The organism is Kitasatospora sp. NPDC059146, assembly GCF_042786665.1.
In the GTDB taxonomy this organism is placed as follows: Bacteria; Actinomycetota; Actinomycetes; order Streptomycetales; family Streptomycetaceae; genus Kitasatospora.
In genome coordinates, this window is record NZ_JBHZCY010000121.1 from 1 (window position 1) to 13,840 (window position 13,840).

Here is a 13,840-nt window from a genome sequence, read left to right on the forward strand (position 1 = left end):
GCCGCGGGTCAGTCGCCCAGGTAGTGGAACCCGGGCCGCGGGTGCATCAGGAACTCGTGGTGCGAGATGTTCCACCCGTACGCGCCCGCCATCGCGAACAGCACCCGGTCCGCCGTCCGCAGGCCCGCCGCGCCGTCCGCCGCCCGGGCCAGGACGTCCTTCGGGGTGCACAGCTGCCCGGCCAGGGTGGCCCGGCCGGTGGTGACGGCGGGGCGCGGCCAGGGATGCGGCCAGGCGTCCACCGGGAGCACCGCGAAGGGCTGGGAGTGCCCGCGGGTGGCCGGGGTGCGCAGGTGGTGGGTGCCGCCGCGGACCACCGCGAAGTCCTCGCCGTGGCTGCGCTTCACGTCCAGCACCTCGGTCGCGTACCAGCCGCAGTAGGCGGTCAGCGCCCGCCCGGGCTCGATCCGCAGGGTCAGCCCGGGGTGGGCGTCGAGCACCTTGGCCAGGCCCTCGCCGAAGGCCGTCCAGTCGAAGCGCCGTGCCGGGTCGTCGTAGTCCACCGCCATCCCGCCGCCGACGTTGACCTCGGCGAGCGGGAAGCCGTGCCGCTCGGCCAGTTCGGCCGACCAGGTGACGATCTGCTCGGCGACCGCCAGCTGCTCGTCCGCCGCCAGCCCGCTGGCCAGGTGGGCGTGCACCCCGCGCAGCCGCAGCCGGCGCCCGAGCGGGCCGCCGTCGGTGAGCAGCCGGGCGCACTCCTCGGCCTGGTCGGGGTCGAGCCCGAACGGGGTCGGCCGTCCACCCATCGCCAGCGGCACCGCGTCCAGGGCGTCGGTGACCACCGGCAGGTTCACCCGCAGCAGGACGTCCACGACGGCCGCCGGGCGCTCCGCCAGGACGGCGGCGAGCCGGTGCAGTTCCTGCTCGCTCTCGACGTGCCAGCGGTGCACTCCGGCGTCCACCGCCGCGAGGATCTCGGCGGGGGTCTTGCCCGGCCCGCCGAAGGCCAGCGGTGCGTCCGGGACGGCGGCCCGTACGTGCGCCAACTCGCCGCCGCTGGAGACCTCGTAGCCGTCGACGGCGGCGCGCAGCGCGGTCAGCAGCGGCGCGTCCGGGTTGGCCTTGGCGGCGTAGTACAGCTCGACCCGCTCGGGCAGTGCGGCCCGGACGGCGGCGGCGTGCTCCCGCAGTACGGCCAGGTCGTAGACGTAGGCGGGCAGTTGGTCGGGCGCGAGGGAGGCGACGTGGCGGTGGACGGCGTCGCTCACCGGGGCGCCGGTGGTGGGGGTCTGGCTCATCGGACGGCGCTCCCGGTCGGAAGGTGGGCGGTCATGCGGGCGGCCTCGGCGAGCACCGAGCCGGCCAGCGGGGAGGGCAGCCGGACGTACCCGGCCTCCCGGTCGGCCTTGCGCTCCCAGCGGGTGAGCAGGTTGGCCTTGGCGGGCAGCGGGACACCGGCCAGCAGGGCCCGCAGCCGCGGCGGGCGGCCGTGGGCGGCCGCGTACTCCTCCAGGGCGTCCCGGACGGCCTGCCAGAGCGCGCCCTCCAGCTCGGGGTGGCGGTCGGCGAGGGCGGCGAGCAGTTCGGCGACGTGGTTGACCAGCAGGCAGTAGACCACCCGGTCCCAGCCGCGCTCGGCGTCGTAGGTCATCGGGCCGGCCACCTCGGGCGGCAGCGCGGCCAGCAGTTCGGCGTTCTGCTCCGGGACGAGCTTGGTGCCCTCCAGGTCGCGGAAGAGCACCTGGGTCGGCCGGCCGTCCGCGTCCACGCCGATGAGCACGTTCTGCAGGTGCGGCTCCAGCACTACGCCGTGGTCGAAGTAGGCCGCCAGCACCGGCGGGAGGAGCAGTCGCAGGTAGTCGCGCCACCAGTCGAGCGCGGCCGCCCCGCCCGAACTCCCCTCCAGCAGCCGGGAGATGTGGGCCGAGCTGGTCGGGTGCTCGTCGGCGACGGCGCCGGCGAGCAGCGGGGTGACGCCGGGCCGCAGCAGGCCGCCGAAGCCCTCGCGCAGGATCAGGCCGAAGCCCTCGAACAGGGCCCGGTCGGGGTGGCCGTCGGCGCCGGGGAGGGCGAGGGTGCGGAAGGCGGGTTCGCGCAGCATCGCCGCGTCCGGGAAGCGCCCGGTCAGGTCGGTCAGCACCGGGTCCAGCAGACGGGTGAGCCGGACGGCGCCGGTGAGCTCGTAGGCGGCGTTCTTGCGTAGGCAGTTGGTGATCCGGACGTTGAGGCTGAACTTGAGGAAGGCGTCCGCGCCGTACAGGGTGCGCACCGAGGCGGTGGCGGCGAAGTGCTCGCCGCGCGGGCCGAGGTCCAGGACGTCGCCGCGGGCCAGGGCGGCGCGCAACAGCGGGTGGTCGCCGATGAGTTGGTACTGCCAGGGGTGGGCGGGCAGCAGCCGGTAGCCGTCCGGCACCTCACCGAGGCCGTCCAGGACGGCGCTCGCGTCCCGGTCCAGGGACTCCTCGGCCAGCAGCTCGGCGCGCACGGCCAGGTGGCGCAGCGGGAAGGCCGCGCGGGACTCGGGCGCGTAGTGGCGCCAGTCGCCCCGGGCGGCGGAGCGGGACTTGGGGGCCGGGTGGAAGCGGTGGCCGAACAGCAGGGCCTGCTCGGACTCCAGGTAGCGGTCCGCCTCGGCGGCCGGCCGGTCGGCCAGGCCCGCGCCGACGCCCTGGTGGCTGGAGGCCACCTGGTCGAGGAACTCCTCGTTCACCGTGCCGGTGCGCAGTTCCAGCTCCTCCTGGGCGTACCCGGCGAGCTCGCGCCAGCCCAAATCGCGCCACCCTTCGGGGGTTTCCTCGTGCACGGGGCCGGTGAACCGGTGCGCCCCGAGCAGCGAGGTGCGGCGCAGGGCGACCCGCAGCAGGGTGCCGCGGCGGGGCAGGCGCAGCAGCAGGTGCCCGTCGTCGACGGCGGTCTGGTGCTCGGGGGCGGACACCTCGCGCAGCAGGCAGTTGAGCAGGGTGTGGGCCACCGCCGCGTCCGCGCCGGGCAGTTCGGCGGGGTCCGTGGCCGACGGCGTGGTCGACGGCGCGGCGGGGAGGGTGGCAGGGAGGGTGGTGGGCCGGGCGGTCATCGGGGGCTCCTACGGGTCAGGAGGGCGAGCAGGGCGGCGGCCAGTGCGGCGACGGTGCCGGTGACGACCGGGGCGGCCGGTCCGCCGCTGCCGTTGGCGAGCGCGGCGGCCAGTCCGGCGGCGACGGCACCGCACTTGGAGACGGTTTCGCGGGTGCCGAACATCCGGCCCGGCGCGCGGCCGCGGGCGGCTTCGGCGGCGAGGACGGCGAGGCAGACCAGGCCGAAGGTCATGCCGAGTCCGAGTACGGCCCGGGTGAGGGCGAAGGTGAGCAGTGAGTGGGCCGGGGCGTGGCCGGCCAGTCCGACGGCCACCAGGGCGAAGCCCAGGGCCAGTCCGCTGCGCGGGCGCGCCTCGACGGCGGCGTGCACCCGGCCGGCAGCGACCAGGTAGACCAGGTGCGGCAGCGCGAACAGCAGGCCCGCGACGGTGCCGCCGGCCCCCGGCAGCCGCTGCTGGACCAGGGTGATCAGGTACGGGAAGGAGATGATGGTGGCGAAGACGAAGGCGAACTCGAAGGTGTAGAGCAGCCGGAGGGAGCCGGGAGGGTCGGCCGGGCCGGTTGCGGCGGTTGCGGCGGTTGCGGCGGCGGCGCGGCTCGCCGGCGCGACGGTCGGACGGACCGGCTCCGGCAGGGAGTTGAGCAGCGCCGCGGCGGTCAGCGGCAGCACCGCCATCACCAGGTACTGCCGGTGCGGGTCGATCCACGGCGACAGTGCGCCCACCAAGATCGGCGCCGCCACCAGGGCGGCCCGGGCACTGCCCTGCATCAGGGTCAGCGCCTTGGACAGCCGGGAGCCGTCCAGGGCCGCGGCGAGGTAGCCGTTGGTGGCGGAGAAGGTGCCGCCGAGGAGGCCCTGGAGCACCAGCGCGGCGGTGAACGCCGGCAGGCTGTCGGCGGCTCCGGCGAGCAGGAAGGAGACGGAGAGGCCGAGTTGGGCGCGCAACAGCAGCCGCTTCTGGCCGAAGCGGTCGGCCAGCCGGCCCCACAGCGGGGCGCCGAGGGCGGTGAAGACGGTCGGCACGACGTACAGCAGACCGGCCCAGTGGCCGCTGTGGTCCCCGAGGGTGGGGAGGATCTCGGTGAGGTACGGCGGCAGACCGAGGGCGGCGAAGGAGGCGACGAAGTAGCAGGCCGCCACCGCGTGCACCTGGCGCCGGTCCAGCCCCGCGGCCTCGGTCGGCCGCGACAGGGGTTCGACGGTCGTCACGAACGGTCCCCGGACAGGAGGTAGTTGGGGCCGTCGGTGTAGTGCTTGTTGATGTCCGCGGCGCCGCTGCGCTCCTTGCTGAGCAGCGACCCGGCGCTCACCATGGCCTTGACCGGCAGCCGTTCGGCGTCCAGCAGGTCGGTGCGCAGCGGTTGCCCGGCCGGTCCCAGCCGGTCGACCGCCTCGCCGAGGACGGTGCGCAGCAGCTCCAGGCTCCGCGCCAGCGGCACCCGGCCGTGCGCGGCCAGGCCGAAGGCGAGCGAGGCGGTGCACAGGTGGCCGGTGATGGTGGTGAACAGGTCGGTGAGTGCGCGGTCCTGCTCGCCGAGGATTCGCGGATCACGGAACTCGGCCACCAGGGCGGCCAGTTCGCGGACCGGGGAGCGGACCGCCCGGGCGGTGTTGACCCGGGGGCCGTCGTTGTCCTTGTAGAGCAGCCGCAGGCCGGTCCCGTCGAGGACCAGCGAGGTGTTCTGCTGGTGCGACTCCAGGGCGATGCCGTGGCCGAACAGGGTGGTCTGCCAGTCGACCAGCAGCCGCAGCAACTCCTCGTACAGCGCGGGGACGGAGCCGTGGTGGAAGCGGTCGGCCAGGTGGTCGATCACCAGCCGGCCGTCGGGCGCCTCGGCGAGCAGGGCGGCCAGCGGGACGCTGACGGCGTCGTCCAGGCCCTCCGGGTAGCGGCGCAGCAGGACGGCCAGCAGCTCGTCCTCGGCGTGGGCGTAGTGCTGTTCGTCGGCGTGCAGGATCCGCCCGGCGAAGCGCGGTTCGCGGGCGGCCACGGCCTCCACCAGGCGCTGTCCGACCGCGCCGTTGACCAGGGTGACCGGCTTGATGGTGCGGCGGTTGCGCAGGCCCAGGGTGGCGGTGGCGAGCGGCAGTTTGAGGTGGCAGGACGGGTCGGCGGCCACGGCGACGGTGCGCATGGACAGCGTGGGGAGCACTTCGAGGTACGGCTCGGGGGCGAGCACCGCGCCCGGCACGATCCGGGTGAAGTCCTCGTCCGAGGTGAGCGGATGGACCGGAACGGTGGCGAACTCGCCCGGTACGCCCAGCTGTTCGGCGCTCGGCCACCAGGCGGGCAACGGACCGTCGCCGTGCACGGTCAGCCGGCCGGCCGGGACGGCGAGCCAGCGCAGCTCGAAGCTCGGGTGGAACTCCGGCGCGTAGGAGCGGAGTTGGGCCTCGCTCAGGCCGGAGCGGCCACGCGCGGTCGGGTAGACCGGGTGGTCCAGGAAGGCGGCGAGGGCCTCGAAGCCGAGCGCGGCGCGCGGGCCGGCCCAGTCCGCCACGTCCTTGCCGTAGCGCTCGGCGAGTTCGGCGTGCACCTCGGGCCGCACCCGGTCGTGCAGCTCCATGGTGGCGAGGGTCTGCCGGCACTCCTCGGCGAAGGCCAGGTGGCCGGGGCGGTCCAGCGGATCGGCCCGCTCCGCCAGCAGGGCCAGGACGGCGGTCAGTTCGGTGAGCCGGGCGCCGTCGACCTCCAGCTCCGGCAGCCGGGCGGCGTGGTCGGCCTGGAAGCCGTCGGGGGCGACCGGCAGGGCGAGCGAGCCGTCGCTCAGCCAGGGGCCGTCGGGGCGCTGCTCCAGGGTGCCTCGGCTGCGCAGGCCGAGCACGTCCTCCCGCAGCAGGGCGGACAGCACCCGCAGGGTGAGCTGCTCGGCCGGGGTCGAAGCGGCGGGGGCCGTTGCGGTGGGGGTCGGCCCGGCGAGGGTCGAAGCGGCGGGGGCCGTTGCGGTGGGGGTCGGCCCGGCGAGGGTCGAAGCGGCGGGGGCCGTTGCGGTGGGGGCGGGATGATCGGCCGGGTTCATGAGGTGATCTCCCAGCGGTTGGCGGCGATGAACTCCGCGACCGCGCCGTCCACCGCATCCTGGTCCGGACCGACCGCCCAGACGATGCCCAGGTAGTCGCGGTTGGTGCGGTAGAGCTCGTGCCGGGCGCCGAGCTCGCGCACCGGCAGGTAGGACAGCGTGACCCCGTCGGCCCGTCGCTCGAAGTGCGGCTCGGGGGCGGCGGTCAGGGTGCCGGGCTGCTCGGCGCAGACCCGCTCGTGGCGGGCCCGCCGGTCGCCGCGGGCTCCCAGGTCGGCGGGCAGCTCCTCGCCGAGGTGGGCGCGCAGCACCAGCTCGAAGTAGGGGATCCCGAGGATCTCGGCGAGCATCAGGTCGCACTGGTCGCCGATGGCGCGGTAGTTGACCTCGATGATGCGGGCGCGGCCGTCCGACTGGAGGACGAACTCGGTGTGGCAGGCGCCGAGTCCGACCCCGAGGGCGTCGAGCTGGGCGAGCACCTGCTCGACCACCGGGTGGGGGTGCGCCGGGGTGAAGGTCAGCACCTCTTCGATGAAGTCCGGCGGCGGGGAGAGCCGGGTGCGGAAGCCGCCGAGGACGCGCCTGGTCCGGCCGTCGCCCAGGGTCTCCAGGGTGCACAGCTCGCCGGCCAGGAACTCCTCGACCACCAGGGTGGCGCCGGGGCGGCGCTGCTGGATCTCCTTGACCCGCAGGGCGAGTTCGGCGGCGTCGGCGACCAGGGTGACGTCCTCGCTGGCGACGCCCTCGCGCGGCTTGACGATGCACGGGAACGAGGGGGTGAGGCCGCTCGGGTCCTGCCCGGGTGCCAGCTCGGCGGACTCCACCGCGTCCAGGCCGCGCTCGGCGAGGTGGCGGCGCAGCTCGCCCTTGTTCTTGGCCCGCAGGGCGGCCTTCCAGTCCTTGCCGGCCAGGCCGAAGTACTCGGCGACCAGGGCGGTCTGGGTCTGCAGGTGGTCGCTGTTGCTGAACACCGCGGCCGGGGTGTGGTGCTGGGATATCAGGCCGATGACCTCGCGGAAGTCCTGGACGTCGCACTCCACCACCTCGCAGGCGAACTCCGCTCTGGCGTACGCGCGTTGGTGGGCCTCGACGTGGTCGGTGAGGACGGTGACGTCGAGTCCGAGCCGGGCGGCGGCGGGCAGGAAGCCGCGGGTGACCGAGTCGGTGGGGTTGAGGGCGAGCAGGTAGAGCCGCATGGGGATGGTCCTCGGGGCGTGGGGGCGGACGAAGGACGGCGAACAGATGACAGAGTTCGAAATCTGTTATCTGTTATCTGTCGTCTGAAAGATGAACTCTGAAAGTTGAATTCTGAAATCTGTTCGCCGTCAGCTGTTCGTTGTGGCGCGACGACTACTTGGGCGCGTCCACGCCCGCCGCCTTGGCGATGTCGACGAGCATCGCGTCCGCGGCCTGGACGCCGATGCCGGACATCCAGGTCTCGTCCGGCACGGTGAAGACCTTGTTGTTCTTGACGGCGTTCAGGCCCTGCCAGACCGGGGTCTGCTGGACCTCGCTCTCCTTGGTCTTGGACGGGTCGTCAGCAGTGGTGACGAACACCAGGTCGGCGTCGGCCTGGCTGACCTGCTCGGCGCTGACCTCGATGATGTTCTTGTCCACGTCCTGCGGGGCCGGGCGGGTCAGGCCGACGTCCTTGAGCACCACGCCGCTGTACGAGGCCTTCGCGTACAGGCGGGTCGGCCCGGCCACGAAGCGGACCACCGAGGCGGTCGGCATCGTCCCGTTGTACTTGGCCTTGATCGCCTCGCCCAGCTTGTGCGCCCGCTCCTCGTAGTCGGCCAGCGCCTTCTTCGCCTCGTCCTCCTTGCCGAGGGCCTGGGCGTACAGCGCCAGGTTCTCCTTCCACGGGAAGCCGGTGGTCTCGGCCAGCACGGTCGGCGCGATCGCGTTCAGCTGGTCGTACACCTTGGCGTGCCGGACCTTGGAGGAGAGGATCAGGTCGGGCTTGAGGGAGGTGATCAGCTCCAGGTTCGGCTCGTTCATCGGGCCGACGTCCTTGGTGTCCTTGATCTTGTCCTTGAGGTAGTTCGGGAACCCGCCCTCGGTCTTCATGTGCGGGGACACCGCGCCGACCGGCGTGATGCCGAGCAGCGTGACGTCGTCCAGCTCACCGCTGTCCAGCACCACGACGCGCTTGGGCTGGGACTTGATCTGGGCGGTCCCGGCGGCGTGCTTGACGGAGCGCGGGAAGCCGGCGGCGGTGCCGGCCGAGGCGGCGGCGGAGGAGCCGGAGTCACCGCCGGACTTGGCGCCGTCCCCGTTGCTGCCGCAGGCGGCGAGGAGCGTGGCGGACAGCGTGACGGCGAGGACGGCGACGGGGAGTCGGCGGTTCATCGGAGTTCCTTGGATCGGGTCGAACGGGGAGGCGGAAGAGAAGGGGGGACGGGAGGAGGAGGTCAGACGGTGGCCGACGCGGCGGACGCGGCGGACACGGCGGCAGTGCGCACCCGGGCCCGCGGCACGACCAGCGGAGTGCCGGTCTCCGGGTCGGGCACCACCCGGCACGGCACGCCGAAGACGGCCTCGACCAGTTCGGCCGTCAGGACCTCCGCGGGCGGACCGGCCGCGGCGAGCCGCCCGTCCTTGAGCACCACCAGGTGGTCGGCGTACCGCGCGGCCTGCCCGAGGTCGTGCAGCACCATGACGACGGTGCGTCCGGCCTCGGTGTGCAGGTCGGCGACCAGGTCGAGCACGTCGAGCTGGTGCCGCAGGTCGAGGAAGGTGGTCGGCTCGTCGAGCAGCAGCAGGTCGGTCTCCTGGGCGAGCGCGAGCGCGATCCAGACCCGCTGGCGCTGCCCCCCGGAGAGCCGGTCGACCTGCCGGTCGCGCAGTTCGGCGGTCCCGGTGCGCTCCAGCGCCTCCTCGACCGCGGCCTGGTCGGCCTTGGACCACGGGCTGAGCATCCGCTGGTGCGGGTAGCGTCCGAGCCGGACCAGCGCCTCGACGGTGACCGCCTCCGGCGTGACGGGCTGCTGCGGCAGCAGGCCCATCCGTTTGGCGAGGGTGCGGGCGGGCATCCGGTGGATGTCGGCGCCGTCGAGGGTGACCGTGCCGGCGGCCGGGTCGAGCAGCCGGACGAGGCCGCGCAGCAGGGTCGACTTGCCGCAGGCGTTCGGTCCGACGATCGCGGTGACGGCGCCGCCGGGGAGTTCGAGGTCGAGGCCGTCGACGATGGTCCGGTCGCCGTAGCGCAGTCCGAGGCCGTGGGCGGCGAGCCGGTTGGCGGTCGCGGGGGCCGGGAGGGAGGTCATCAGCTGCTCCTCTGGGGAAGCCGGCCCTGGCGGATCATCAGCACCAGGAGCCAGGGCGCGCCGAGGGTGGCGGTGACGGCACCGACCGGCAGGCCGTGGACGGGGATCACGTGCAGCACGAGGAGGTCGGCCGCGAGCAGCAGCACGGCGCCGGTGAGCGCGGTGAGGCCGAGGGTGCCGGGGGTGGGCGGCCCGGCGAGCAGTCGGACCAGGTGGGGGACGGCGAGGGCGACGAAGGCGACCGGTCCGGTGAGGGCGGCGGCCAGCGAGGCGAGGGTGATGGTGAGCAGCAGCAGCCAGAGCCGGTCCCGGGCGGGGTCGAGGCCGAGGCCGCCGGCCGAGTCGTCGCCGAGGTCGAGGACGGCGACCCGCCGCTGGCAGAGCACGAGGGCTCCGGCGGTGAGGGCGATGGCGGTGCCGCCGATCCACACCTCGGTCCAGTTGCGCCCGTACAGCGAGCCGGTGGTCCACTGCATGGCGGAGGAGGCCAGTTCGGCCGGGAACCGTACGATCATCAGGTTCACGGCGGCGGCCAGGCCCTGCTGGACCGCCAGGCCGACCAGCACCAGCCGGGTCACGGCCATCCTGGAGCGCCAGGCCAGGCCGCCGAGCAGCAGCGCGGCGAGCAGCCCGCCGCCGACCGCGGCCAGCGGGATCAGCTGCTGGGAGGCGCCGGTGGCGAGCATCAGCACCGCGCCGAAGGAGGCGCCGCCGGTGATCCCGATGGTGTCGGGGGCGGCCAGCGGGTTGCGGAACAGCCGCTGCAGCATCGAGCCGGCCATCGCCAGCCCGGCTCCCGCGATCAGCGCGGACACCACGCGCGGCGCCCGGAACTGCTGCACCACCAGGACGTCGCCGGACTGGCCCTGGCCGAACAGTGCGCGCAGCGCGTCCCAGGCGGAGATGTTCACCTGGCCGGTGCCGAGCGCGATGCCGGTGAGCACCACCAGCAGGGCGACGGCCAGCAGCGACCAGGCGGCGGTACGGGCCCGGCGGCGCGCGATCGCGCCCATCGGGACGGCGAGCGAGCTCATGCGCCCACCCCGTTCCGGTCGGCGGTCGTCCCGCTCACGCCACGCACGGTGCACCTCTTGACGGTTCGCTGGTTCCGGTCGTTCACTTGGCCACCTTCCGGGCCAGCACCGCGAGCAGCGGCGCGCCGAGGAAGGCGGTGACGATGCCGACCTCGATCTCGGAGGGCTGCACCACGAGCCGGCCGAGCACGTCGGCGGCGAGCAGCAGCAGCGGGCCGGTGATCAGGCAGCCGGGCAGCAGCCAGCGGTGGTCGTTGCCGAGGAGGGCGCGGACCAGGTGCGGCGCGGCCAGTCCGATGAACGCCACCGGTCCGGAGACGGCGACCGCACTGCCCGCGAGCAGGACGACGGCCAGTCCGCCGACCACCCGGATCCGCGCCACCGGCACGCCCAGTGCCTGGGCGGTCTCGTCGCCCAGGGCCAGCGCGTTGAGCGCGGGGGAGATCGCGAAGGCGGCCACCAGGCCGAGCGCCAGGAACGGCAGCACCGGGGTGAGGGTGTCCAGGTGGCGTCCGGCGATCGAGCCGGCCAGCCAGAACCGGGCCTCGTCCAGGGTGCGGTGACTGGCCAGCATCAGCGCGGAGGTCCAGGAGGTGAGCACCACGGTGAGCACGGTGCCGCCGAGCGCGAGCCGGATCGGGTCGAGGTCCCCGCCGCGCCGGGACATGCCGTAGGCGGAGACGGCGGCGACGGCCGCCCCGGCGAAGGCGAACCAGACGTACTGGGAGGGGCGGGAGAGGTCCAGCGCGTAGATCGCGGCGACCACGGCGAGGCTCGCGCCGGCGTTGATGCCGAGGGTGACCGGGGAGGCCAGCGGGTTGCGGGTGACGCCCTGGGCGACCGCCCCGGCGACGCCGAGCGCGGCTCCGACGGCCAGGCCGATGAGCGTGCGCGGGACCCGAAGGCCCGTCACCACGTCGGCGTCCCCGCCGTGGGCGGCGCCGGTGAGGGCGTCGACGACGGTGGACAGCGGGATGGCGCGGGAGCCCAGCGCGAGGCTCAGGGCGGCGCACAGCACGAGTGCGGCCACACCGGCGACCAGCAGCAGCGGCCGCTGGAGCGCCGCCGCGGGACGGGGCGTCGCCGGGGCTGTGGTGGCGGGTGGGTCGGTTCTCAGCACGAGTCGACATCTTAGGTTAGGTTTGCCTAAATTCGTCAAGATCGTGCCGATGGTCGTACATCACACAGGGGTGCGCAGCTCGGTGGTCGGTGCACCCTTTGAGGCATTGTAAGGTGAGCCTCACCTTAACGATCACTCGGAGTCGAACTCGGGAGTGCGGATGGTCCCCGGAACACCCCTGCCCGTCGCACCCGCCTGCTCCCGGCCGGTCGACTCCCGGCCCGTTCGCCCCGGGGACCGGTCGACCGTCCTCACCGGCGACTACCGGCGGCTGCGCGACCTCTGCCCCGCGCTCCGGCTGCACCTGCTCGACCCCGCCGAACCCGACCCCTCGGCCGCCGACGGCTGGTACTCGGGCGCCCGACTCGCCACCGACGAACAGGCCCTGGCCGCCGTCCTGGCCGGGGCGGAGGAGCGGATCGCCGCCGAACACGGCCGCGCGCCCCGCCCGCACGTCACCGCCTCCCGACTGCTCCACCACTACGCCTGGTCCGTCTGCCTGCTCGTCGCCGGCCCCTGGCACCTCGCCCGGCGCGTCCCCGCCGTCGACCCCGCCGACCTCTGGCTGCACGCCCCGACCGGCGACCTCGCCCTGCGCCCGCGCGGGCACGTCACCCTCCCCGGCGACGACGAACTGCGCGCCGAACTACGGGCCGCCGTGGTGGCCCACCTCGAACCGGTGCTCGCCGCGTTCGCCGGACCGACCCGGCGCCGCGACCGCGCGCTCTGGGGCATGGTGACCGACGACCTCGCCTCCGCCGTCTGGTACCTCGGCCGGATGCTCGACGCGCAGGACGACGCGGCCGGGGGTACTACGGCCGGGAGCGCTACGGCTGGGGGTGTCACGGCCGGGGAGGACGCCGCCGTCGTCGCCGCCGCGGCCCTGCTGCCCGGCGGCACCCTGCCGCTGCCCGGAGCCGCCGACTTCCGCCGGCTGCGCACCCCGGACGGCCAGGACCACCACACCCGCACCCGGCTCGGCTGCTGCCTCTACTACGCCGTCGGGCCCGAGGCGCTCGCCTGTCTGACCTGCCTGCGCACCACGGACGAGGAGCGGATCCGCCGGTTCTGACGGACGGTCCACGGAACGCGCCCCGCCCCTGCCCGGCCCGCGCCCGCCCTAACGCTCGGTGCCGGTGCCGGGGCCTTTGGCGCCGTCCGGCCGGCGCAGCACCGCCACGCCACGGTCCAGGTCGACCCCGAAGTGCGGCGGGGCTCCGGCCAGGGTGTCGTCCCGGCGGGAGGTCTGCTCCCGGCGCTGCTCGACCTGGATCCGCTTGCCCGGACTGAACAGCGCGTGCATCTCGCCCAGCACGCCGCCACCGCCACCGCCGCCACCACCGGCCCCAGGCGTGCGCTCACGACGACGCGGCGAGGACTCGGACCACACCTGCCAACTCGCCAGTAGCACCAGCCCGACCGCGGCCAAGGCCACGCACGCCACTCCCACGACCAGCCCCATGTCAGGCCCAACGTGTCGTCCCGACATGAGCGTTCCCGGTTCCGGGCCCGCAGCGGTTACGCTGCCCGCGACCCTAAGGAGAGCTCTCACCCATGACTGTGCGCGGAACCCTCGTGGACATTCCGGCAGCAGACGGCGCCGCCGACGCCTATCTCACCCACCCCGATGACGGCCTGCCCCACCCCGGCGTGCTGCTCTACCAGGACGCCTTCGGGCTCCGGCCCCACCTGAAGGCCATGGCCGACCGGATCGCCGAGGCCGGGTACACCGTCCTCGTCCCCAACCTGTACTACCGCAGCGGCCGCGCACCGCTGGTGGAACTGCCCGAGATGATCGACATCGAGCAGTGCGACGAGATCTTCGCCCAGCTCGGCCCGCTGCTCCTCGCCGCCAGGGACCCGGAGACGGCCGCGCGCGACGCGGGCGCCTTCCTGGCCTGGTTCGAGGAGTCCCCGCTGGTCCAGGACGGTCCGATCGGCGTCACCGGCTACTGCCTCGGCGCCTACCTGGCCCTGAGCGCCGCCGTCAGCCACCCGGACCGGATCGCCGCGGTCGGCGGCTTCCACGGCGGCCACCTGGCCACCGACCGCCCGGGCAGCCCGCACCTGCGCGCCGAACGCATCACCGCGGAGCTGTACTTCGGCCACGCCGACCAGGACGTGTCGATGCCGCCCGAGCAGATCGCCCGCCTCGACGAGGCGCTCACCGCCGCCGGGGTCCGCCACCGGGCGGAGGTGTACGAGGGCGCCGGGCACGGCTACACCCAGGCTGACACCACCCGGTACGACGCGGGCGGTGACGCCCGGCACTGGTCGGCACTGTTCGACCTGTTGAAGCGCAACCTGCCGGCGTAGCGCCCCGGTTCGCCGCCCAGGCACCCCAGGCACCCCAGGCACCCCCGGCCGGTCGTGGACGGA

At 74.4% G+C, this 13,840-nt stretch carries 12 protein-coding genes; 2 read left to right on the top strand and 10 right to left on the bottom strand.

Annotation, left to right across the window (positions count from 1 at the left end; genetic code table 11):
• Positions 1–8: 8 nt before the first annotated feature.
• The 9 genes from ACFXPX_RS34830 to ACFXPX_RS34870 form a co-directional block, all read right to left on the bottom strand.
• Complete coding sequence (locus ACFXPX_RS34830; protein WP_380644465.1) at positions 9–1,241, bottom strand: type III PLP-dependent enzyme; 1,233 nt, start codon at positions 1,239–1,241, stop codon at positions 9–11.
• Positions 1,238–3,016 (bottom strand): IucA/IucC family protein, encoded by a 1,779-nt coding sequence (locus ACFXPX_RS34835; protein ID WP_380644466.1) that lies wholly within the window; start codon positions 3,014–3,016, stop codon positions 1,238–1,240. The genes ACFXPX_RS34830 and ACFXPX_RS34835 overlap by 4 nt, the downstream gene beginning before the upstream one ends.
• Complete coding sequence (locus ACFXPX_RS34840) at positions 3,013–4,227, bottom strand: MFS transporter (RefSeq protein ID WP_380644467.1); 1,215 nt, start codon at positions 4,225–4,227, stop codon at positions 3,013–3,015. The genes ACFXPX_RS34835 and ACFXPX_RS34840 overlap by 4 nt, the downstream gene beginning before the upstream one ends.
• A complete protein-coding gene (locus ACFXPX_RS34845; protein WP_380644468.1) occupies positions 4,224–6,038 on the bottom strand; it encodes an IucA/IucC family protein in 1,815 nt (604 codons plus the stop codon). Before ACFXPX_RS34845 ends, ACFXPX_RS34840 begins: the two co-directional genes overlap by 4 nt.
• Positions 6,035–7,234 carry an acetyl-CoA carboxylase biotin carboxylase subunit family protein gene (locus ACFXPX_RS34850; RefSeq protein ID WP_380644469.1) on the bottom strand — a complete coding sequence of 400 codons (1,200 nt, stop codon included), beginning with the start codon at positions 7,232–7,234 and terminating at the stop codon, positions 6,035–6,037. Before ACFXPX_RS34850 ends, ACFXPX_RS34845 begins: the two co-directional genes overlap by 4 nt.
• 154 nt (positions 7,235–7,388) lie before the next feature.
• Complete coding sequence (locus tag ACFXPX_RS34855) at positions 7,389–8,390, bottom strand: ABC transporter substrate-binding protein (protein ID WP_380521015.1); 1,002 nt, start codon at positions 8,388–8,390, stop codon at positions 7,389–7,391.
• Positions 8,391–8,452: 62 nt separating this feature from the next.
• Positions 8,453–9,307 carry an ABC transporter ATP-binding protein gene (locus ACFXPX_RS34860; RefSeq protein WP_380521017.1) on the bottom strand — a complete coding sequence of 285 codons (855 nt, stop codon included), beginning with the start codon at positions 9,305–9,307 and terminating at the stop codon, positions 8,453–8,455.
• The gene (locus ACFXPX_RS34865) at positions 9,307–10,341 is read right to left on the bottom strand and encodes a FecCD family ABC transporter permease (RefSeq protein WP_380644470.1); all 1,035 of its coding nucleotides are present in this window, start codon (positions 10,339–10,341) and stop codon (positions 9,307–9,309) included. The genes ACFXPX_RS34860 and ACFXPX_RS34865 overlap by 1 nt, the downstream gene beginning before the upstream one ends.
• 82 nt (positions 10,342–10,423) lie before the next feature.
• A complete protein-coding gene (locus ACFXPX_RS34870; RefSeq protein WP_375891472.1) occupies positions 10,424–11,389 on the bottom strand; it encodes a FecCD family ABC transporter permease in 966 nt (321 codons plus the stop codon).
• Positions 11,390–11,621: 232 nt separating this feature from the next.
• Here ACFXPX_RS34870 and ACFXPX_RS34875 point away from each other — a divergent pair, with 232 nt between their 5' ends.
• Positions 11,622–12,533: an iron-sulfur protein gene (locus ACFXPX_RS34875; protein WP_380644471.1), complete on the top strand. Its 912-nt coding sequence runs from the start codon at positions 11,622–11,624 to the stop codon at positions 12,531–12,533.
• A 48-nt stretch (positions 12,534–12,581) separates the two neighbouring features.
• On the opposite strand, the gene ACFXPX_RS34880 is transcribed toward ACFXPX_RS34875, so the two are convergent.
• Positions 12,582–12,896, bottom strand: coding sequence for a DUF6191 domain-containing protein (locus ACFXPX_RS34880; protein WP_380589878.1), 315 nt, complete (start codon positions 12,894–12,896; stop codon positions 12,582–12,584).
• 119 nt (positions 12,897–13,015) lie between these two features.
• Here ACFXPX_RS34880 and ACFXPX_RS34885 point away from each other — a divergent pair, with 119 nt between their 5' ends.
• A complete protein-coding gene (locus ACFXPX_RS34885) occupies positions 13,016–13,777 on the top strand; it encodes a dienelactone hydrolase family protein (protein WP_380644472.1) in 762 nt (253 codons plus the stop codon).
• Positions 13,778–13,840: the final 63 nt, after the last annotated feature.